Source organism: Bacillus sp. ABP14, from assembly GCF_001831375.1.
GTDB lineage: Bacteria > Bacillota > Bacilli > Bacillales > Bacillaceae_G > Bacillus_A > Bacillus_A paranthracis.
In genome coordinates, this window is record NZ_CP017016.1 from 4,018,790 (window position 1) to 4,038,462 (window position 19,673).

25 protein-coding genes are annotated in these 19,673 nt (G+C 34.6%); 6 read left to right on the forward strand and 19 right to left on the reverse strand.

Annotated features, from left to right (window positions below):
* Nucleotide 1: 1 nt before the first annotated feature.
* Both BGI23_RS20895 and BGI23_RS20900 read right to left on the reverse strand, forming a co-directional pair.
* The gene (locus tag BGI23_RS20895; RefSeq protein ID WP_000439783.1) at nucleotides 2–559 is read right to left on the reverse strand and encodes a ComE operon protein 2; all 558 of its coding nucleotides are present in this window, start codon (nucleotides 557–559) and stop codon (nucleotides 2–4) included.
* A 63-nt stretch (nucleotides 560–622) separates the two neighbouring features.
* Nucleotides 623–1,222, reverse strand: a complete 600-nt coding sequence (locus tag BGI23_RS20900; protein ID WP_070806850.1) for a helix-hairpin-helix domain-containing protein — start codon at nucleotides 1,220–1,222, stop codon at nucleotides 623–625.
* A 77-nt stretch (nucleotides 1,223–1,299) separates the two neighbouring features.
* Here BGI23_RS20900 and comER point away from each other — a divergent pair, with 77 nt between their 5' ends.
* Entirely contained in the window at nucleotides 1,300–2,127 is an 828-nt protein-coding gene (gene comER / locus BGI23_RS20905) for a late competence protein ComER (protein WP_061132138.1), read from the forward strand.
* A 171-nt stretch (nucleotides 2,128–2,298) separates the two neighbouring features.
* Here comER and BGI23_RS20910 read toward each other — a convergent pair whose 3' ends face one another.
* From BGI23_RS20910 to BGI23_RS20945, 8 genes are all read right to left on the reverse strand, one after another.
* Nucleotides 2,299–3,048, reverse strand: a complete 750-nt coding sequence (locus tag BGI23_RS20910) for a class I SAM-dependent DNA methyltransferase (protein WP_070806851.1) — start codon at nucleotides 3,046–3,048, stop codon at nucleotides 2,299–2,301.
* On the reverse strand, nucleotides 3,045–3,401 hold the full coding sequence (gene rsfS, locus BGI23_RS20915; RefSeq protein ID WP_000653200.1) for a ribosome silencing factor: 357 nt from the start codon (nucleotides 3,399–3,401) through the stop codon (nucleotides 3,045–3,047). Before rsfS ends, BGI23_RS20910 begins: the two co-directional genes overlap by 4 nt.
* Complete coding sequence (yqeK, locus tag BGI23_RS20920) at nucleotides 3,398–3,967, reverse strand: bis(5'-nucleosyl)-tetraphosphatase (symmetrical) YqeK (RefSeq protein WP_001078246.1); 570 nt, start codon at nucleotides 3,965–3,967, stop codon at nucleotides 3,398–3,400. The genes rsfS and yqeK overlap by 4 nt, the downstream gene beginning before the upstream one ends.
* The gene (gene nadD, locus BGI23_RS20925; RefSeq protein WP_001226058.1) at nucleotides 3,957–4,526 is read right to left on the reverse strand and encodes a nicotinate-nucleotide adenylyltransferase; all 570 of its coding nucleotides are present in this window, start codon (nucleotides 4,524–4,526) and stop codon (nucleotides 3,957–3,959) included. The genes yqeK and nadD overlap by 11 nt, the downstream gene beginning before the upstream one ends.
* Before the next feature lie 137 nt (nucleotides 4,527–4,663).
* Nucleotides 4,664–4,957 carry a ribosome assembly RNA-binding protein YhbY gene (gene yhbY / locus BGI23_RS20930; protein ID WP_000955224.1) on the reverse strand — a complete coding sequence of 98 codons (294 nt, stop codon included), beginning with the start codon at nucleotides 4,955–4,957 and terminating at the stop codon, nucleotides 4,664–4,666.
* A 5-nt stretch (nucleotides 4,958–4,962) separates the two neighbouring features.
* Entirely contained in the window at nucleotides 4,963–5,796 is an 834-nt protein-coding gene (gene aroE, locus BGI23_RS20935; protein ID WP_044793776.1) for a shikimate dehydrogenase, read from the reverse strand.
* A 15-nt stretch (nucleotides 5,797–5,811) separates the two neighbouring features.
* Nucleotides 5,812–6,918, reverse strand: a complete 1,107-nt coding sequence (gene yqeH, locus BGI23_RS20940; protein WP_070806852.1) for a ribosome biogenesis GTPase YqeH — start codon at nucleotides 6,916–6,918, stop codon at nucleotides 5,812–5,814.
* A gap of 3 nt (nucleotides 6,919–6,921) precedes the next feature.
* Nucleotides 6,922–7,434: a YqeG family HAD IIIA-type phosphatase gene (locus BGI23_RS20945; protein WP_000765311.1), complete on the reverse strand. Its 513-nt coding sequence runs from the start codon at nucleotides 7,432–7,434 to the stop codon at nucleotides 6,922–6,924.
* Between the two features lie 247 nt (nucleotides 7,435–7,681).
* Here BGI23_RS20945 and sda point away from each other — a divergent pair, with 247 nt between their 5' ends.
* A complete protein-coding gene (sda, locus tag BGI23_RS20950; RefSeq protein ID WP_000850094.1) occupies nucleotides 7,682–7,837 on the forward strand; it encodes a sporulation histidine kinase inhibitor Sda in 156 nt (51 codons plus the stop codon).
* Between the two features lie 146 nt (nucleotides 7,838–7,983).
* Here sda and BGI23_RS20955 read toward each other — a convergent pair whose 3' ends face one another.
* Both BGI23_RS20955 and sigK read right to left on the reverse strand, forming a co-directional pair.
* Nucleotides 7,984–8,772, reverse strand: coding sequence for a phosphatidylserine decarboxylase (locus BGI23_RS20955; RefSeq protein ID WP_001254997.1), 789 nt, complete (start codon nucleotides 8,770–8,772; stop codon nucleotides 7,984–7,986).
* Nucleotides 8,773–9,062: 290 nt separating this feature from the next.
* Nucleotides 9,063–9,776 (reverse strand): RNA polymerase sporulation sigma factor SigK, encoded by a 714-nt coding sequence (gene sigK, locus BGI23_RS20960; RefSeq protein ID WP_000051382.1) that lies wholly within the window; start codon nucleotides 9,774–9,776, stop codon nucleotides 9,063–9,065.
* Nucleotides 9,777–9,958: 182 nt separating this feature from the next.
* On the opposite strand from sigK, the gene BGI23_RS20965 reads away from it, so the two are divergent.
* Entirely contained in the window at nucleotides 9,959–10,852 is an 894-nt protein-coding gene (locus BGI23_RS20965) for a hypothetical protein (protein WP_044793773.1), read from the forward strand.
* A gap of 43 nt (nucleotides 10,853–10,895) precedes the next feature.
* On the opposite strand, the gene BGI23_RS20970 is transcribed toward BGI23_RS20965, so the two are convergent.
* Both BGI23_RS20970 and rpmG read right to left on the reverse strand, forming a co-directional pair.
* On the reverse strand, nucleotides 10,896–12,389 hold the full coding sequence (locus BGI23_RS20970; RefSeq protein ID WP_070806853.1) for a YcdB/YcdC domain-containing protein: 1,494 nt from the start codon (nucleotides 12,387–12,389) through the stop codon (nucleotides 10,896–10,898).
* A gap of 70 nt (nucleotides 12,390–12,459) precedes the next feature.
* Entirely contained in the window at nucleotides 12,460–12,609 is a 150-nt protein-coding gene (gene rpmG, locus BGI23_RS20975; RefSeq protein WP_001265617.1) for a 50S ribosomal protein L33, read from the reverse strand.
* 337 nt (nucleotides 12,610–12,946) lie between these two features.
* Between rpmG and BGI23_RS20980 the strand changes: the two genes are divergently transcribed.
* Nucleotides 12,947–13,597 carry a GTP pyrophosphokinase gene (locus BGI23_RS20980; RefSeq protein ID WP_000456224.1) on the forward strand — a complete coding sequence of 217 codons (651 nt, stop codon included), beginning with the start codon at nucleotides 12,947–12,949 and terminating at the stop codon, nucleotides 13,595–13,597.
* A gap of 55 nt (nucleotides 13,598–13,652) precedes the next feature.
* Here the strand turns inward: BGI23_RS20980 and BGI23_RS20985 are convergent, their stop codons facing one another.
* Both BGI23_RS20985 and BGI23_RS20990 read right to left on the reverse strand, forming a co-directional pair.
* Nucleotides 13,653–14,120 (reverse strand): hypothetical protein, encoded by a 468-nt coding sequence (locus BGI23_RS20985; RefSeq protein WP_001201006.1) that lies wholly within the window; start codon nucleotides 14,118–14,120, stop codon nucleotides 13,653–13,655.
* 54 nt (nucleotides 14,121–14,174) lie between these two features.
* A complete protein-coding gene (locus tag BGI23_RS20990) occupies nucleotides 14,175–15,560 on the reverse strand; it encodes an alkaline phosphatase (protein WP_000714935.1) in 1,386 nt (461 codons plus the stop codon).
* Between the two features lie 261 nt (nucleotides 15,561–15,821).
* Between BGI23_RS20990 and BGI23_RS20995 the strand changes: the two genes are divergently transcribed.
* Complete coding sequence (locus tag BGI23_RS20995; RefSeq protein ID WP_000691515.1) at nucleotides 15,822–16,655, forward strand: GNAT family N-acetyltransferase; 834 nt, start codon at nucleotides 15,822–15,824, stop codon at nucleotides 16,653–16,655.
* 15 nt (nucleotides 16,656–16,670) lie between these two features.
* Nucleotides 16,671–17,555, forward strand: coding sequence for an alpha/beta fold hydrolase (locus BGI23_RS21000; protein ID WP_070806854.1), 885 nt, complete (start codon nucleotides 16,671–16,673; stop codon nucleotides 17,553–17,555).
* 36 nt (nucleotides 17,556–17,591) lie between these two features.
* Here the strand turns inward: BGI23_RS21000 and BGI23_RS21005 are convergent, their stop codons facing one another.
* The 3 genes from BGI23_RS21005 to BGI23_RS21015 form a co-directional block, all read right to left on the reverse strand.
* Nucleotides 17,592–18,092: a DoxX family protein gene (locus tag BGI23_RS21005; RefSeq protein WP_000236600.1), complete on the reverse strand. Its 501-nt coding sequence runs from the start codon at nucleotides 18,090–18,092 to the stop codon at nucleotides 17,592–17,594.
* 264 nt (nucleotides 18,093–18,356) lie between these two features.
* Nucleotides 18,357–18,893: a delta-aminolevulinic acid dehydratase gene (locus BGI23_RS21010; protein ID WP_044793769.1), complete on the reverse strand. Its 537-nt coding sequence runs from the start codon at nucleotides 18,891–18,893 to the stop codon at nucleotides 18,357–18,359.
* Nucleotides 18,894–18,911: 18 nt separating this feature from the next.
* On the reverse strand, nucleotides 18,912–19,616 hold the full coding sequence (locus tag BGI23_RS21015; RefSeq protein WP_138321079.1) for a histidine phosphatase family protein: 705 nt from the start codon (nucleotides 19,614–19,616) through the stop codon (nucleotides 18,912–18,914).
* Nucleotides 19,617–19,673: the final 57 nt, after the last annotated feature.

Here is a 19,673-nt window from a genome sequence, read left to right on the forward strand (position 1 = left end):
CTTATAGCATCATTTTTGCTTTCGTGAATACATGCTGTAATTCTTCCATTGATAAGTTCTCTTTTTCTAAAGATGCAAATAGTTCTTTTAACTCCATATGACGCTTTTGATCCTCTAATGCTGCAATATCGTATTCTAGCGGAACGTGTTTCACTGTTACATTCGCTTTTTCAAATAACTCTACGGCATACGGATGATTTTTATAATCCTGTGCATAATAAACTGCTGTAATACCACTTTGAATAATCGCCTTACAACATTGTAAACAAGGAAAATGCGTAACATAAATTTCCGCTTCCTCCGTTTTCACGCCAAATTTTGCACACTGTAATAAAGCATTCATTTCTGCATGAATTGTACGAACACAATGATTATCAATAACGTAGCATCCATCATCTATACAATGTACGCCACCTTTAATTGAACCATTATATCCACCAGCAATAATTCGTTTATCACGAACAATTGTCGCTCCTACTGCAAGCCTTGTACATGTACTACGTAAAGATAACAAATGGCTTTGCGTCATAAAATATTGATCCCATGAAATTCGTTCCATATTCTTCACCTACTTTTTTGTCTACTTGTAGTGTAGCGAATGAAGAAAAACTTCGTCAATCTTTTACGGAATAATAATTTGATCTTTTATTTTCTCCAAAGACTTCACACCAATCCCATCAATCTCTAACAAATCTTCTATTTTTTGAAACGGACCATGTTCCTCTCGATATTTCAAAATACTTTCTGCTTTCCGAGAACCAATACCTGTAATTTTTTCAAGTTGTTCTTTAGAAGCTGCATTTATTTGAACTTTTCCCTCTCCCTTTGAAACAGCAGCTACCTCTTGCACTTGTTCGTTTTTATTCGGTACATAAAGAAGCATTTGGTCTTGTACCATTTGCGCTAAATTTACCTTCATCCTATCTGCCTCAGGCAAAAAACCACCTGCTTTTTCAATGGCATCCTTGACCCGGTCCCCTTCTTTCATTTCATACACCCCCTCTTTAACAACAGCCCCTTTCATATCAATTACAATTATTTTTTTCTGCTGCTTTGTATCCGATATTTTCGGTTTACTTTTCTTCTCTATATCTTTCGCTTGAACATCCGTTGCAATAGCTGATCGCTCTGTATGCTCGTTCGTTTTCCAGAAAAGAAGAAAAAGCACAGTTCCAATAATAGCTGCTAATCCTAACCATTTCTTTGGAAAATCCCACATCATTTTTCACCTCTAATCATAAATTTATAACATCATTCATATTGTTTAGGAGAAAGCTGTTACGAAGGAGGGATGAAACATTGAACATAGGAATTATAGGGACAGGAAACATGGGGAATATACTAATCGATGCATTTTTAGAAACCCGTGCTACCAAACCTTCGTGCCTTACGATCATTAATCGAACGCCCGCCAAAGCATATCATATAAAGGAAAAATACCCTTCTGTTCATATAGCCAAAACTATTGATGAGGTAATCGAACGATCACATCTTATTTTTATTTGTGTAAAGCCGATAGATATATACCCAATCTTACAAAAATACGCCGAACATTTTTCTGATGAAAAGTGCTTAGTTTCTATCACAAGTCCAATATCTCCATCACAATTAGAGACACTTGTACCTTGCCATGTTGCTCGTATTATTCCGAGCATTACAAACCGCGCCCTATCTGGCGCATCACTATTTACATTTGGAAGTAACTGCTCTGAAGAATGGCAACAAAAACTATTCCGCTTATTCAAAAACATTTCTACTCCCCTTGTAATAGAAGAAGATATAACGCGCGTTTCATCTGATATAGCAAGCTGCGGCCCTGCATTCTTTAGTTATTTATTACAATGTTTCATTAATGCTGCTGTAGATAAAACAAATATTACACATGAAGAAGCCACTACTTTAGTAAGTGAAATGGTCGTTGGAATGGGGAAACTACTCGAAAAAGGAATTTTCACATTGCCTACTTTACAAGAAAAAGTATGTGTGAAAGGCGGCGTTACAGGAGAAGGTATTCGGGTTTTAGAAGAACATGTTGGAGATATGTTTCATAAATTAATCGAGCGGACACACGAGAAATTTGATGAAGATTTAAAATGCGTTGATCAGCAATTCAATAAACACACATAATAAATACGTCATCGTCATTCCAAATCCTTTTTATAAATACTTAATTTTTCACATTACATTTTTACTTAAAGTAGCATTTTCACAATTCACGTATGTCATTTTCTTATTATCCTAGAACTAAAATTACAGCTTCTTCACAAAACAAAAGCAACCTTCTCGGTTGCTTTTGTTTTATCCGTTTTTCTTCGCCATGAAGAAAATGCGCTCTGTTTGTTCTGTAACTTCAAGTCGCTCAAAGTCACCAGTTACACGAAGCACTGTAAAACCAGCTTCTTCAAGCCATTTCGTTAACTCTTCAACCGGATATGCACGTTGTACGTGACATTCGTCAAAACGATGGTACACATCTTCTTCTGGGTCTTGAACAAAGAATGTTAAATCATGTTCTACACTGTTTGAATCTTCACCAGGGAAGCAATTCCAAATAAGAGATATTTCTTCTCCATTCACTGTGTATGTTTCATTTTGAAATACATGATGTATTTTATATAAAGAATGTACATCAAATAAAAACAAACCATCTTGACGTAAATGATGAAACACTCTTCGGAATGTTTCTTGCACTCCATCTTCTTGCAATACATAGTTTAATGAATCACAAAAGATCGTTACACAGTCAAACTCACCCAGAACATCAAGCTCTCGCATATCTTGTTGGTAAAAAGGAATAAAATATCCTGCCTCGCCTAGTTTTTGCTGTGCGACTGCTAACATTTCTTCCGAAAGATCGACACCGATTACATCGTAACCCTTTTGTACAAGCGGAAGCGTTACATTACCAGTACCGCATGCTACATCAAGAATCTTCGCCTCTTTCATATCCGCTTGCTGCAAGCTTTCCTCTGTGAATTCCACCCATTTATCATAAGGGACATCATTCATTAGTTCATCGTACAGCAACGCAAATTGCTCGTAGTTCATTGGCCTAACTCTTCTGTAATATCTTCACGTGGCACATCGCCCCATAGACGCTCTAAATTATAGTGATTACGCTCATCTTTATGGAATACATGAGCAACTACATCTCCAAGGTCAACTAATACCCAGCGAGCTTCGTCAAAACCTTCCATACGTTGTACGTCGATTTGGAACTCGTGTGCTTTCGCTTTAATTTCACGTGCAATTGCTTGCACTTGCTTATCTGAGTTACCGTGACAAATAATGAAATAATCTGCAATTGGTGAAATACCTTGCATATTTAGGACAACCATATCTTCTGCTCTCTTATCATCAGCTGCTTTTGCTGCTAATACTAATAAATCTTTATCTTTCATTTACTCATTTCCTCCTTGATAACTGCATTGTATGTTTGGAATGTTAATGGATAAATCGTTTGATCTTTTTCCATTAAAAATTGAATTGTTCTCTTTAGCGCAAATAATAAAGCTTGATCTATATCCGTATATGCGAGTTTACGAGCTTCCTCCACCCCTGGAAACTTTCGCCCAGGCTCAATATAATCAGCTACATAAATTACTTTATCTAACATCGTCATTTTCTCATGACCACTTGTATGATATGTAATAGCTTGCAGGATTTCAGGATCTGTAATACCTACTTCTTTTTCTACTAAGTATGCCCCAACAGGTGCATGCCATAACTCTTTGTTATAACAAAGTAAATCTTTCGGCAAACCTTCACTTTTAATGATCTCTTCCATCTCTGAAATCGCTCTACACTTCGCATAATCATGGAATATAGCTGCAACTTCAGCCTTTTTTTCATCCACACCGTATAATTTAGCGAGTTCAATTGCCGTCTCCATTACACCAATTGTGTGTATATAACGTTTTTCATGCATTTGTTGTTTCACAATATGAAGTGCTTCCTCACGATTCATACAACCCATTCCTCTCGATATATACCTGTACTTTTTCAGGAAGTAAATATTTGCATGTTTTCTTCTCTTTATATCTCTCACGTAATAAAGATGAAGAAACTGCAAACTCCGGAATTTCCACAGTGGTGATAGGATAAGGTGTATGCAATGTATAACCCGGTCTTGCAACCCCAACAAACGTTACAAGATCAAGTAACGCTTCAATGTTATACCACTTCGGTAAATACTCAACCATATCTCCACCAATAATAAAGTGAAACTGCACATCCGGATGCTTCTTCGTTAATTGTAGCATAGTGTCATACGTATAAGATGGGCCCTTCCTGCTTAGCTCTTCTAAACAAATAGAAAAATGTTCCTCTTCCTCAGTCGCAAGTTCTAACATTTGTAAGCGACTTTCTACACTTGTAATATTCCGCCCTTGTTTATGCGGCGGAATTTGGTTCGGTAAGAACCATACTTCTTCTAAATTCAAAGCATGATATACTTCATTTGCAATGAGCAAATGTCCATAATGTGGCGGATCAAATGTACCGCCAATGATGCCAATTTTCCTCAAAAGAAACGCCCCTTCCTTTTACGTACAGCAACTCTCTTCATTCCTAACAGAAGAGAGTTGCTATTAATAAAAGTTCAATTGGTTTCGTTCTCTACATCATTACGCATCAACGATAAAAATAGCGCATGCTAATCTTTTTATCGAGGAAGCTTAATTTGTTTATTTTCTCTTGACTCTTTGTATAAAACGATTGTGCTTCCAATTACTTGAACGATTTCCGCACGTGCACCTTTTGCAAGTTCTTCCGCAACTTCACGGCGATCGAATTCACAGTTTTGTAGCACACTTACTTTAAATAGCTCACGAGCTTCTAAAGTATCTGCGATTTGTTTAATCATATTTTCATTTACTCCGCCTTTTCCTACTTGAAAAATTGGTGTTAAATGGTGTGCCTGTGCACGTAAAAATCTTTTTTGTTTTCCTGTTAACATATATGTTAGCCTCCAAGCTTTCTTATAACTAATTGTTTCATTCGTTCGATATTTGGCGTGCGCCCTGTCCACATTTCAAATGCAAGCGCTCCTTGATAAACAAACATATCAATACCATTTTGAATCATTGCACCTTGCTCTTTCGCCTCACATAAAATTTTCGTTTCAAATGGATTATAAATTATATCTGATACAATCGTTCCCTTTTTCAACGAAGAAATTTGTAACGGCGTATGTTCGACACGTGGATGCATACCTATTGTTGTCGTCTGAATGATAATATCATAATTCTCTTGTTCTTCTGTTGCTTTCTCTAACGATAAAGCAACAGAATGAACAGTAGCCGTACATGCAGTAATAAGTTCTTTCGCCTTATCTACTGTACGATTCGCTACATCAATCTCTTTCACACCTACATCAGCAAGTGAAAAATAAATAGCTCGACTAGCACCACCTGCGCCAAGCAATAAAATACGTTTCTCTTGAAGTGGTTCACTACTAATGGACTGCAATGCTCGGACAAAACCAATTCCATCTGTATTGTAGCCAATCAATTTCCCATCCTTATGAACCACCGTATTTACTGCACCAATTTGTTTTGCTAGCGGGTCAATCTCATCCAAATAATCCATAATCGCAACTTTGTGCGGAGTTGTTACATTAAATCCTGAAATACCTAACGCTTTTAAACCTCTTACTGCTTCCCCTAGCACTTCCTCTTTAACAAGAAAGGCATGATAATGGGCATCCATATTCAAGTGTTCAAATGCATCGTTATGCATAACGGGTGATAATGAATGTCCAATTGGATTTCCGATTACACCATATAATTGTTTCATAAATCCCTCTCCATATTAAATTAAAGATTTACGCAATGAAACACTTACTCCTTTTGGTACGTGTGCAACAATTTTTGCTCCCGGTTCGTTCACAGTAACCCATCCTAATCCAGAGAATACAACATCCGTTTTTGGTTCACGAATATTAAACTCGTATTTCACTAGCTCTGGCATATTTTCTAATTCTTCTGGTGTTGGCGGGCTTAGTAAATCCCCTGCATGATTTTTATACAATTCATCTGCTTTCTCAAGCTTTGTACGATGGATTGTTAAACGATTTGAGAAGTGACAAGTAAATGCGCGACGACCGCCACTTACGTAATCAAAACGTGCCAATCCGCTAAAGAACAATGTTTGTTCTTCATTTAATTGGAATACCATTGGCTTAATTTCTTTTGTTGGTGTAATAAGCTTTAAGCTTTGTTTTCCAACATAATGAGCCATTTGATGGTGGTTAATAATACCTGGCGTATCACATAAAGAAGATTCTTCGTCTAACGGGATATCAATTAAATCAAGCGTTGTTCCTGGGAAATGAGATGTTGTAATTACATTTTCAGTCTCATCACTAAATTCTTTAATCATACGATTAATGAATGTTGATTTCCCTACATTTGTACATCCAACAACGTAAACATCTTTTCCGCCGCGGTAATACTCAATCGCATCTGCCAGCTCAGCAATCCCTTGTCCCTTCGCTGCACTAATTAAAAAGACATCTTCTGGCTTTAATCCTAGCTGCTTTGCACTATAGCGCATCCAATGCTTTACTTTATCATGTTTTACTGACTTAGGAATTAAATCAGCTTTATTCCCAACAAGTAATACTTTATTATTTCCCACGAAACGATGTAAGCCAGGTAACCAGCTACCATTAAAGTCGAAAATATCTACAATTTTAACTACTAACGCATCCGATTTTCCAATACCGTTTAGAATACGTAGGAAATCATCATCTGTTAATGAGACATCTTGAATTTCGTTATAATGTTTCAATCGGAAACAGCGTTGACAAATTACTTGTTCTTTTTCTAAAGATGAGGCAGGAGCATATCCCACTTCATTTTTATCTTCTGTTTGAATTTCTACACCGCAACCAATACATTTAATTGTTTCAGTCAAACTTTATTCCTCCCAGTTAATTAAACCTTTTTTCTTCATGTTTCTCATAATTCTTCGTTCAATTTTTCGATTAAAGCGCGTTACTAATCCGTCTGTTTGTGCTACTGGTACAACTAAAATTGTATGCAGTCCAACTCGGTTTCCACCTAGCACATCTGTCAGTAACTGATCCCCAATTACTACAACTTCATCTGGTTGCAACTGCATCTCTCGTATCGCACGCTTAAACGCACGAACAAATGGCTTACGCGCACTATGAATAAATGGAATGCCTAATGGATCAGCAAAATCTTTCACTCGTTGCTCATTATTATTTGAAACGACCGTTACTTGAATGCCTTGCTCTTTCATTTTCAAAAACCATTCTTCAAGTTGTGGCGTTGCATTTGGACGATCCCATTCAATTAAAGTGTTATCTAAATCAGTAATAACACCTTTAATTCCACGTTTCTTCAAATCTTCTGGTTGAACATGATATACATTTTTCACATATTCATTTGGTAAAAATAGTTTCAATTTCTTTCACCTCTTTGAGGAGTTTTCATAAAAATTTTTCGACAACATATTTCGATATATGGCCTGTGGATAAAATTGTACACATTTTCCACATTAATATTTCAGTTAATTTGGAATTTACTAACAATCTATACACATTTTATCCACCTAGGTATGTGGATAACCACTCGTTTGTGACTGTCATATTTTTTTGGTACATTAAATGCAACAACGAATCAATCCTTATATTATTAGGAGGTGACTCACCTTGAAAACAAAACATATGGAACAGTTATCTACTGAGTTACTCACTGAGTCTTATTATAAAGCAAAAGAACTAAAATTAAATCCCGACTTCATTTTACTTATAAAACAAGAAATTATTAGACGCTCATTAGAGGACAAGCTTGTTAAATCGTCTTGATTACATATAAAGTGGAATTTTAATTAACTAACTTGTAAAAAGAGCCATCCTGCGATGGCTCTCGAATAAACAAGTACTCCCATCTAGGGAATTTCATCATTACGCATCTTTGTCCATAAATCTTGCTTACAGTTATAAAATCTTTTTTACTTATGAGCCAATCGAGTAGCAATTTTTTCACCAAGGCGAAGCTCTTGCCCACTCTTCAATTCTTGCACTACTTCTATCATATCTTTTTCAAACAATAACACAACTGTTGAACCGAATGTAAAGTATGCCATTTCTTCACCTTTTTGAACAGTGTCTCTTTCATGCAGCAGCTCAATACTATTTACAAACATAGCTCCTACTTTTACAAGCGCCATATGTTCACCGTCACTATTCACTTCTGTAACGGAGCGATAGTTTTTTGACAATGGTTCTTTCCCGTATTCCATACCAGCTGCATTTACCGGATATGATTTTCTACCGAGTACAAATCTTTCAGTCACAGAACCAGAAAGCGGACTATGAATACGATGATAATGACTTGGGCTTAAATAAATAACCATATATGTACCACCTGCATATCGCTGTGCACGTTCTTCATTACCTAGCATATCCACAATCGAATAACGCTTGCCTTTAATATCAAATGTTTTTGTGTCCTCAATAGGACCGTGATCAGCAAAAACACCATCAACAGGACTAACGATACTCGATGCATCTGTATCAATACTACGCTTTCCTTCTTTTAGCTTACGTGTAAATAATTCATGCAATGTTCTATATTCCTTCAAACCCTTTTCCATCTCATCTTGATTAATTTGAAATACTTTCGCATACGATGGAATAATGATAGAGCTCAAACGAGATTGTGCAAATTTACGTAATATATAAGAAGTAAAACGACCATTTGTAAGTTCGATCATAAGTCGATATAATGTACGTCGCAAATTGCGGAACCTCCTAATCAGTCTATAACTTTAGCTTCCCCTTCTTTTCCTTCTATATCATATGTAAAATTAGTTCTTATTCCCACATATCATATAGAACCGCCATATTATACATGCAGAAAACTAAGTACGGTATCATTCTTAAATTGTTTAGCACCTTCTAATATTACAGATAGAATCCGTCATTTTCAACAGTGAACATGGATTTCTTCTGAACACAACTCTTTTTCTTTCCTTATTTCCAAAAAGAAAAGCAGCCCATTTTAAAATACGGCTGCTTGTAATGTACATTATTCTTTTGCTTTTTTCTCTTTCTCTGCTCTTACAAATTCATGGAACATTTTCATTAAAGCGCGCTTTTCAATTCTTGATACGTAGCTTCTGGAAATACCAAGTGCCTTCGCAATCTCTCGTTGCGTTTTCTCCTTATCAAGCCCCAGTCCAAAACGCTTCACGATTACTTCTTTCTCTCGTTCGTCTAAAATATCGATATACTCTTTAATCTTTTCTAACTCCATACTAAGCTGGATCATATCAATTACATCTTCAGACTCTGATTTTAATATATCAATAAGCGATATTTCATTCCCCTCTTTATCTTGCCCAATTGGATCATGAAGTGAAACGTCCTTTTTCGTTTTCTTTAATACACGTAAATGCATCAAAATTTCATTTTCAATACAGCGTGCTGCGTACGTCGCAAGTTTTGTACCTTTTCCTGCCGAATAGCTCTCGATTGCTTTAATGAGCCCGATTGTACCAATTGAAATTAAATCTTCTGCATCTTCCCCTGTATTTTCAAATTTTTTAACGATATGAGCTACAAGCCGTAAATTATGTTCAATTAACAGATTCCTCGCTTGAGCATCACCTTGCTCCATTAACTCTAAGTACTTTCTCTCATCGTCTGATGATAATGGCTGCGGAAACGCATTGTTCTTCACATAAGAAACAAAAACAAACACTTCTCGAACCATATATCCAATTGCGGCGAATAGACTCAAACCTTTCACCTCCGCCAAAATAGTGGTCTTTACTAAGTGTATGTGGGCATGAGGTTGTTTGTGTCTGTACAGTTTATTTATAAAACTCACCACTTCCAACATTTAAAATATTTTATTGTTATATTATAATTATATAAAATTGTTATTTATATATGAATATGCTATTAAAGGGGACACTATTCATGCTCACATTAGATCGATTATTAAATGTAACAATTTATTTAGGGGTATTTTTACTTTTCATTTCATTCATTACTTTTGTTATTAAGAGAGGGCCTGATTTATTATTTTTTCAATTTGGAATTTCCTTGTTTTTTGGAGCTCAAATTATAATTGGAATGAAATTTTTTCATAACTATGGTTTCTCCTTTCACTCAAAATTAGAACTACTTATCTTTATTTTCTATGTAATTGGATTTATTACATGTATACTATTGTTCTTTCACTTTCAAAATCCCTATCGAATTTTTTTATTAATTTGTAGTTTTTTATTTTTAACTGGATCCAATTATTACTTTAAAGAAACATTAAAGTTTAGTAAAAAAATTCCAAAACAATATAAAACTTTTTTAAATACACAAGAAGAAGACTCTTTCCCAAAAGAAGTCCGTAAATTTTCGGAGGATTACAACAACATAATAAGGAATGATTTTTATGAAATACCGATGATTCCTACTGAATTACAGATTACAAGCAAAAAAGATTCTTCCCATAGTACATCTTTCTTAGTTGAACTTCATAATATGGAGGATGAAATTACTGATGACTCTGTACAATTAACTCCATCAGACCGTTTTTATATACTGTTAAATACACAAAAAACAAAAATATCAAAAATAGTATATGAAGGGCGAGATTTTTTCACATTAACAGTCACACTAAAGGCTCTTAATTTACAGCAGGAACCAGAAATTCATAATATGTTTTTAGAAATAGATAAACGTAGAGCAATGAATCTTCTTGATTTCGAAATTAAAGCCCACTCTAAAGAATGGAAAGTAACATTTAAAAGTGATAGTTCTCCTTCCAACCTTCCTATCACATTTACATTTGAAAAACGAACAGGCAAATTATAAAAATAAAAAGAGTTATTTTCTTTGAAAAATAACTCTTTTTATTTTACTTGCTCCAAATTTTCTCACCAGTATGCGCATCAATATAACGAATTTCTCGACTACAGTCGAAGGATTCTTTATGATTTTCATCCGTTGTTTGTTTATACAATAGTTCGTAATTTGTTTCCTCTACCTCATTTTCTAAAAACCATTCTAAATGAACTCGCATAGCCCTTCTGTATATTTCTAACGCTTTTTCCTTTGTTACTTTTGGTGTTGTTTCGTATGTGAGCAATTCTTTTATAAAATTGCTAGACTCTCCAGAGTAGTGCATCACAGCACCGTTTTCCGCATTGATGTTAATCATAAATTGGTTATACTCTGCCGGAATATCATTTATATATATAGAAAAAATAAATCTTTCAATCCCATCTTCAGCTTCTTCACGTTCCTCCCAAAGACGCAGATATTGTGTGATATCTGGAATAACTTGTTCCAAAAATTGAAGTGCTTTTTGTAAACATTCCTCTCTAGATAGTATTTGCTTTACTTCTTTATCATCTGTCAATTTTATAAAACCAGTTAATTCATTGGTTAATTTATCAATTGTAACGCTAACTAAATTATTATATTTCAGCATCGGTAAATGCTTTTTAAAGAATTCATTCATTAAATATGGATTCTTTTCTTCTTTCTGTTTTTGTAATTCCTCCTTCAAAACAAATTTCATCCTTATTTCATTATCATTTTCCGTCTCATCTACTTTTGCAAAATTTTCTTTATCCCAGTCAAATAATTCGAATATGTCATCTTGCCGGCTACCTTTTTCTAATTTTTCAACAACTACTGTTGGCGGTAATTTATAATGTTCTGGCCCATATAAATCTTTACCTGTACTTGCATCAATACATGCATGACTAGGCTCTGGTTCATATACAAGATGGTACCCTTTTACTTCCTCCCCGTTTTCATACTCACATGAAGAGTATGTTAAATCTACAAATACAAGTCTCATATCTTGTCTAGCTTTCAAACTTTCTAAAACGACGTTCTCCTCAACAATGTCACTTGGCCATAATGGTTTTTTCTCTATCGCTTTTTGTCCATTGTAATGGAAATTCACAACATTTCCTGAAGGATGAACTCGCACAACACACCCTGTATTTGGCAATGGATAGCCATTCACTTCTTGCATATAATTTACTTCTTTCCAACCGCGCCTGTCACCCTTAACAATTACATATGTATAAAATTCAGAGCCTTCTTTTGTATATTTTTTTAAGAATGTATTTGCAATCTCTCTTGCTTGATTGTCCTCTATCGCTTCCTCACCGCTCGAAAAAGCTTTTTCATCCTCTATCCTAAAGTCAATTAAACTACCAGTATGTCTATTCAACGTAATCCGTATTGTTCTCTCCTCATCCGCTTTATGCTCCCACCATAATAGATGATATGGGTCATCCACACCTTCTTGATCATCTACAACAAGCCTATAATCATCTGGAATGCTAATAATATGAACCACCTGCTCTTTTCTTTCTTTATCTTTTTGATTCATCATACCGCTCCCTTTTATTACAATTTTAAGGTAATTATAACAAAAAAAGACTAGAGATATCTCTAGTCTTCTACTTCGTTTCACGATGTAACGTTACTCGCTTTAATCGTGGACAATATTTTTTTAGTTCGATGCGCTCTGGATTGTTTCGTTTATTTTTTTTAGAAATATAATTACGATCACCGCACTCTGTACAAGCTAGTGTAATATTTACACGCATATGTAATTCTCCTTTCTTTTAAAGATCGCAAACTAAATCGTAATGATTACGATTTATATATTATATAACTTCATTCTATTTGTCAATTGCAAAAAAAGACAAAAAGCTGAAACAATTAGTTCATACGAAATTCACACGAATCTATTACTATAGAAACTGTACATAGTGAACTTATTAACAATCACGTTTATTTATATAAAATTTTATTTGAAAGGAGTTGAAAATATGAAAACTAAATATCGTTTTATGATCTCATCATTTGCTGCTTGCGCCTACATGATTTGGTGTTTAGTATAATAACAACCTCACTTGTAAATAGGAAAAGGTGTGTATATAAATGGAATATAATCAATCAACAGTTAACTACTGGAAAGCTTTTGTACTACCATATACATTTGCTTTAGAAGAGTTAAAAACTAAATTTGAAATTATGAACCGGGAAGCCCAATTTTTAGAGGATTACAACCCGTTTGAACATATAAAAACAAGATTAAAACAACCTGAAAGTATTATTAAAAAACTTGAGCGTAAAAATTTATTACCGACAGTTGAAAATGCGCAAACGCATTTACAAGACATCATCGGCATTCGTATTACATGTTGCTTCGTAGAAGATATCTATCATTTAAAAAATGTCATTCAAAAGCGTGAAGATATGGAAATCATAGAAGTAAAAGATTATATCGCTAACCCAAAACAAAATGGCTATAAAAGTTTACACATGATTATCAAATACCCTTTATCACTAAATTCTGGTACAAAAGAAGTCTTTGCAGAAATTCAATTACGTACGCTTGCAATGGACTTTTGGGCAAGTTTAGAACATAAACTTTATTATAAATATGAGGGGAAAATACCTGAGTATTTAAAAGATGAACTACATGATGCAGCAATGAAAGCTGAAGATCTCGATAATAAAATGGCAACCATTCGCCAAGATATTGATGATATCGAAGCATGCTCAGATCAAATTATGTTACCACTATAAAAAAAGGTTCTCGCCAATGAGAACCTTTTTTGCGCTATTTACGGAAAGTTTCACTTTATTTCTTCTCTATCGTGCGAACCTCTTCAATTTTCCAGCCATCCTCTTCTTTTCCAAGTGCATACTGTACTTTCTTCTGAATAGTGACCTCTCCTTCTATTTCCTTTTCTTTTGTTTCAACAACAACATATCCTGCTTTACTAGCTTTTATGTCTATATGTTCCAATTCAATTTTTTTATTTCCCTTTTGAAAAGCTGCTTCTTTTTGCGTTTTTAAGTCTTCAGCACTAGGCATGTTCTTTGAAAATAACTCCATATGTTCAGTAAGATTTTTTTCATTTGTCGTCCGTACAAATTTCTCTATCACACCTTGAATCGTTTTCTCTTCTTCTTTCGTTATTTGTACCTTTCCTTCAGCTTTTGTAGTAGTAGCTTTTTGTTCTATCTGATTCTCTTTGGATTGACATCCAACTAGCAATAATACACCTATTAGAAAGGATAATATCCCTATGAAAAAAGCTCTCATCTTCCCATCTCCTAAAAAGAAAAGTGAGGCATTTCGCCTCACTTTCGTTTCTAATTAGCGTCTTCCTTTATTCGGGTCGCCACCGCCAACAATATCAAAGACACGTTTAGCGATATTTGTATTCTCTTGAACGCCAGAGAACAAGTATTTACCAGGGCCAAATGCATATACGTTTACATCTTCTCCTGTATGTCCACCTGTTGTCCATCCTGTAACCGAACGCTTATTGAAAATATCTTCAATCGCATTATCAATCTTTGTTACATCTTTTGAAGGAGCAATATCATTTACCGCTTTAATTTCTTCAGGTGTTAATTGTAAATCAATATATTTTTTCAATGTTTCTTCTACATTCGCACCGTTTGCAATCTCATTTGCCATAAAGTCTGGTGTGCGTTTTGCAGCTTTAATTGGATCTACTTTAAAGTTATACTCACCATTTGCACCTAAAGATAATCCACCAGTAGCGTGGTCTGCCGTTGCAACGACTAACGTATTTTTATCTTTTTTCGCAAACTCAATCGCTGCTTTAAATGCTTTTTCAAAGTCTTCCATTTCACTCATTGCGCCAACGATATCATTATCATGTCCTGCCCAGTCAATTTGACTTCCTTCAACCATTAAGAAGAAACCTTTTTTATTTTTGTTCAAACGCTCAATTGCTGCATTTGTCATTTCTTCTAATGAAGGTGTTTTATCAGTGCGATCAATCATTTTATCTAAACCGCCTGGTGCAAATAAACCAAGGATTTGATCATTTTTATCATTTAACAATTGATCTCGATCTGTTACGTAGCTATAACCAGATTTCTTAAACTCTTCTGTAAGATTGCGATCTTTTCTAACAAAGTTTTTTACGCCGCCGCCAAGCATAACATCTACTTTATGCTTCCCTTTAATTTTCTCATCAAAATAATCATTTGCAATTGCGTCCATATTTTTACGACTAATGTCATGCGCACCGAAAGCAGCTGGTGTTGCATGTGTAATTTCAGAAGTAGCAACTAATCCTGTCGATTTCCCTTTTTCCTTCGCTTGTTCAAGAACAGTTTTTACTTCTGCTTTATCGTTATCAACTGCAATTGCCGCATTATATGTTTTAATTCCTGCTGACATAGCTGTTGCTGCAGATGCAGAGTCTGTGATATTTTCATGTTCATCTTCCGGATATGTTTTTTGTGTTCCTACAAGATGTTTATCAAACTCTGTAGATTCCATCTCAAAAGTTTTTGGATTATCTTTCATATAACGGTGAGCCGTCATATATGAAGGGCCCATACCATCCCCAATTAATACAATGACATTTTTAATCTTTGCATTGCTTCCGCTCTCATCTGCACTCACTTCACTAGAACGTGTAAAATTCCATGTTGCTACCGAAGTAACTGCTAACGACGCCACAACTGCAAATGGCCATGCTTTTTTCACAAACTTTTTCACTGTCTTGTCCCCCTAATTAGGTTATTCATTTCCCACTATCAAATTTAATAGAAGACTGTTAAGAGAAAATTAGTTATATGTAAATTTTTTGTTAACTTATGTAAATATCAGTTATAATTTGTATAACTTTGTCTTTTCATATCAACCATCTTCTCCTTTACAATCAAAATATAAACAAGTTGGATTTCATTTAACGTAAATCTCTTATTTAACATTTTCAATCTACTTTTATGAAAATTAATAGAAACGTGGTGAACATGTATGAAAATAATAAAGCTAGATGAAACTTTTATTTTTGATTTACTCGACCTTTGCAAATCTATTGGATGGTTACAAAATAAAGCATTTATGAAAAAACAATTCGAAATGTACCTTTCTCTCGGTACACTTGTCGGTTATATGCATGAAAATAAACTGATTGCAGCTGGAGGCGCATTTCCTTTTAAAGATAGGTTTTCTACTATTGGTATGTTAATCGTCCATCCTCATTTTCAAGGCCGAGGCATCGGGCGTATTTTGCTTAATCACTGCTTAGAACACACTCTTACAAAACAACCAATTGCACTTATTGCAACAAAAGCTGGCGAGCCTCTTTATACATCATGCGGATTTCAAACAATAACGACGATTCATCGTTTTGAAAAACAAACTACTAAGACACATATCACTCATACAAAACAAATAGAAGAAAAAGATCTTATATCGCTTATTTCCCTCGATCAAATTACAACTGGTGCCGATCGTTCTTTACTTTATTCATTACTATTACCAAGAACGAGCCACTCTTTTAAAATTGAGAGACATAACTGTATAGAAGCTTTTTCCTTATGCATACAAAAAGATAGTATATTATGTATCAATCCACTTATCGCCAAAAGAGAAGAAGATGCTATTCAATTACTACAAAAGATATGTGAATGTTGGAATGGCACAGTAAGAATTGATGTCCCACATTCACAATTTTCATTTCGCAAATTTCTTCAAATAGAAGATTTCCAAGAAACGCTCCTTTCACCTCTTATGATAAAAAATGGTAGCGAACTTCCTGGAAATCGTAATATGCTATTTGCTATGATAGATACAGCGTTATGTTAGAAAGGGGACACCTAATTGAAGCGATTTAGCTATTTTATGGTAGGTTGTCTTACTCTTACACTATTAGTAGGATGTAGTGCAGCAGAAAAGCCAGTAGAACAAGTAAAACAAGTTAAAAATACACTTACAGCAAAACTAGCTACCGAGGAAAAAATGGTAGAAATAGATGGTCAAACCATTTACTTCAAAAAGATTGGTAATGAAAAACCACCTTTACTTATGATCCATGGATTTGGAGGATCGTCAGATGGTTTTCAAAAGATTTACTCAGACTTAGCAAAAGATCATACAATTATTTCTGTAGATGCTTTAGGATTCGGGCGCTCATCTAAGCCGATGGATTTTTATTATTCTTTCCCGACTCATGCAAATTTGTATTATAAATTAATGAAAAAACTAGGTTACGATTCGTTTGCAATATTGGGCCACTCAATGGGCGGAGAAATTTCTCTTAATTTAACATATTTATATCCAGAATCCGTTACACACCTTATTTTAACTGATGCTACGGGCGGTCCTCATACACTCGTTAATAAACAAGGATCACCAAGACCACAGTTGTCGACTGATTTAAATACCGTTTCTGCCATTGCAGATTATGATGAGAGCAAAGTGAGATTTAAACGTAATGATGAAGAGCATTACAATAAAATGAAATTATGGCCTAGACGTCTTCAAATTAATGCAAATGAAATAAAACAACCAACCTTAATTATATGGGGAAGAAATGATAGTAGCGTTTCTTGGAAAGAGGGCGAAACGTACCATCAATTTTTAAAAAATAGTACTTTCCATATTATCGAAAAAGGTTATCACGCACCATTTCGTCAGGAACCACAGGAGTTTGTAGGGTATGTAAAAGAATTCTTTGACAAAAACCCTATAATAAATGAAAAATAAGCGGGTATCTCATTTTGAGATACCCGCTTTCATATATTAAGCAGCTTGCTTTTGGCGTTTTTGAGTTTTTGAACCTAATACTTTCGGAATAACGAAACCATCTATTCCAAATTTACCAGCATTCATACCAGAAACTAGAACGAACATTGATAGAATAACCATTTCAGGATTCACACCAATTGACCCACTAAACATATAGGAAAAGTTCATTACAAGACCGAAAAAGACCGCTGTTTTTGTTAAACATCCTACAATTAAACCAATTCCGACTAAAATTTCTCCCCACGTTACAAGTGTATTAAATAGATCAACGTTTGGAATTGCGAAATCTTGTAAAAATGATGCCCACCAAGATTGAACAGCCGGTTGTGCTCCTTTAGATTTTTCAATTGCACCTTGTAAATAACCAGTTGCATCGAATCCTTTTCCTTGTAGTTTACCGATTCCAGCCATTAACCATGTGTAACCAAGATACACTCGAATTACCGCTAACACAAAAGAAACTGCTTTGTTTTCTCTTAAAAATTGAATAACCATATCTTCCTCCTAAAGTTGTAATTAAGTTAGTTACAGATAATATAATAACATTAGTTACTTATTTTTCAAACGTTAATTATGAATAATTCGTGACATGTGTATGAAACATTAAAAACTAACGTTTATATAGTAACTTTTATTACCTGTAAAAACTTGAACATATCATACCATAAGTGATAATGGTTTTCATTGAAGAAAATGTAAAAAAAATGTGAGTTAAATGTGAAACACATTTATTCGAATATAGAATAAACGTGTTTCACACTACTTATATAATTGAAATGTATGTGTCTCTTTATCAATTAACCGTGCTTCTTCAAAAGCCTCTCCTAACGTTTTTTCATGGTTAATAAGCCCGTAAAATAAGCGTATTGTAAACATAAGTGCTGCATTCCCATCTACATAATCTATTGATCCAATATAAGATTTTGCGCCACTACGTAAGAAAGATTCTGCTAACTTTCGCTCCCCTAACGTACAACCACTATTTACAATATTTACATTATGCAATTTTGCATATTTATAAATTTCTGCTGAACCAAAGTATCCCCGCGGTTCATCTTGTTCATATATATCTTCACCTAACTCTTCCATGACAAATTTTCCTTCCTCACCATGAAAGCAAAAGACAACATAATCGATATCATTATATAAACCCTTTCCAGAAAGAATATCGATGAACTCTTTCGGCCTACCAATCCAGTACGTTATAACTTTCGCCCCAAAATACTCAAGTGATGCTCGGATTGATTGCGCCTCTAAATCCGAATTAAAACCAACTACTAGTGCAACATTCAACATACACCCTCCATCCTATAATTAGATTTCACCAATTAGACTTTTAAAGGATACATCCATTTCATATATACCCGTTTCTTGCAAAAAATCAGCTCTAGTTAAAACGACCTTCTGTAAATATTGCCTATATGCTGTAATTGTCCCGTCGTGAGATACAATACAAACTCTTTCCGCACCTAGCTCATAACAAAAAAGAAGAAATTCATCTACTATTTGCTGAAAGCTATGTTCTGAAATAGTATTTATACCTTCCTTCCATAACTGCTGATTTGTGTTTTTCTCTATCGAAAAATGTGGAAATGAATTTGTTATTATTCCCTGATCTACTATGTGATCACATGGTAATGTTTTCGCTCCTTCTCGATAAGGAAAAATACGCGGGGATACATATGGATGGACAATTTTTTGACAAGCTACCTTCTCACTCCATATCGCCGCCGTTTGCAAAGTTCTAAGTGTAGGGCTAGCGATTAATATATCCGTTTCTTGCAAGGGTACATTGCATTGAAGTAATTTAGCTTGATTCCTTCCCTCATCTGTTAATGATGGATTCAACCTTTGTAAACTTGCTGGCAAATCTTTTGTATGTTCTCCTTCACCGTGCCGAACAAAGACGAGTTTCATGCCCATCCTCCTCTCACTATGAAATTCTCTCACATATTTCTTCCCTATTTGATCCTTTATTCCTGCTATAAGAAAAAGCAATATGTAAAAAAGATTTGACATAATAAATTAGGAAATATTACAATTGTATATGTAAAATACTTTTTACAAGAGAAAGGG

Bases quoted from the DNA above. Each gene is read 5' to 3' on its own strand.
- BGI23_RS20895 (WP_000439783.1), bottom strand. From the start codon at position 559: ATGGAACGAATTTCATGGGATCAATATTTTATGACGCAAAGCCATTTG.
- BGI23_RS20900 (WP_070806850.1), bottom strand. From the start codon at position 1,222: ATGATGTGGGATTTTCCAAAGAAATGGTTAGGATTAGCAGCTATTATT.
- BGI23_RS20910 (WP_070806851.1), bottom strand. From the start codon at position 3,048: ATGAACTACGAGCAATTTGCGTTGCTGTACGATGAACTAATGAATGAT.
- rsfS (WP_000653200.1), bottom strand. From the start codon at position 3,401: ATGAAAGATAAAGATTTATTAGTATTAGCAGCAAAAGCAGCTGATGAT.
- yqeK (WP_001078246.1), bottom strand. From the start codon at position 3,967: ATGAATCGTGAGGAAGCACTTCATATTGTGAAACAACAAATGCATGAA.
- yhbY (WP_000955224.1), bottom strand. From the start codon at position 4,957: ATGTTAACAGGAAAACAAAAAAGATTTTTACGTGCACAGGCACACCAT.
- aroE (WP_044793776.1), bottom strand. From the start codon at position 5,796: ATGAAACAATTATATGGTGTAATCGGAAATCCAATTGGACATTCATTA.
- BGI23_RS20965 (WP_044793773.1), top strand. From the start codon at position 9,959: ATGCTCACATTAGATCGATTATTAAATGTAACAATTTATTTAGGGGTA.
- BGI23_RS20970 (WP_070806853.1), bottom strand. From the start codon at position 12,389: ATGAATCAAAAAGATAAAGAAAGAAAAGAGCAGGTGGTTCATATTATT.
- rpmG (WP_001265617.1), bottom strand. From the start codon at position 12,609: ATGCGTGTAAATATTACACTAGCTTGTACAGAGTGCGGTGATCGTAAT.
- BGI23_RS20980 (WP_000456224.1), top strand. From the start codon at position 12,947: ATGGAATATAATCAATCAACAGTTAACTACTGGAAAGCTTTTGTACTA.
- BGI23_RS20985 (WP_001201006.1), bottom strand. From the start codon at position 14,120: ATGAGAGCTTTTTTCATAGGGATATTATCCTTTCTAATAGGTGTATTA.
- BGI23_RS20995 (WP_000691515.1), top strand. From the start codon at position 15,822: ATGAAAATAATAAAGCTAGATGAAACTTTTATTTTTGATTTACTCGAC.
- BGI23_RS21005 (WP_000236600.1), bottom strand. From the start codon at position 18,092: ATGGTTATTCAATTTTTAAGAGAAAACAAAGCAGTTTCTTTTGTGTTA.
- BGI23_RS21010 (WP_044793769.1), bottom strand. From the start codon at position 18,893: ATGTTGAATGTTGCACTAGTAGTTGGTTTTAATTCGGATTTAGAGGCG.
- BGI23_RS21015 (WP_138321079.1), bottom strand. From the start codon at position 19,616: ATGTCAAATCTTTTTTACATATTGCTTTTTCTTATAGCAGGAATAAAG.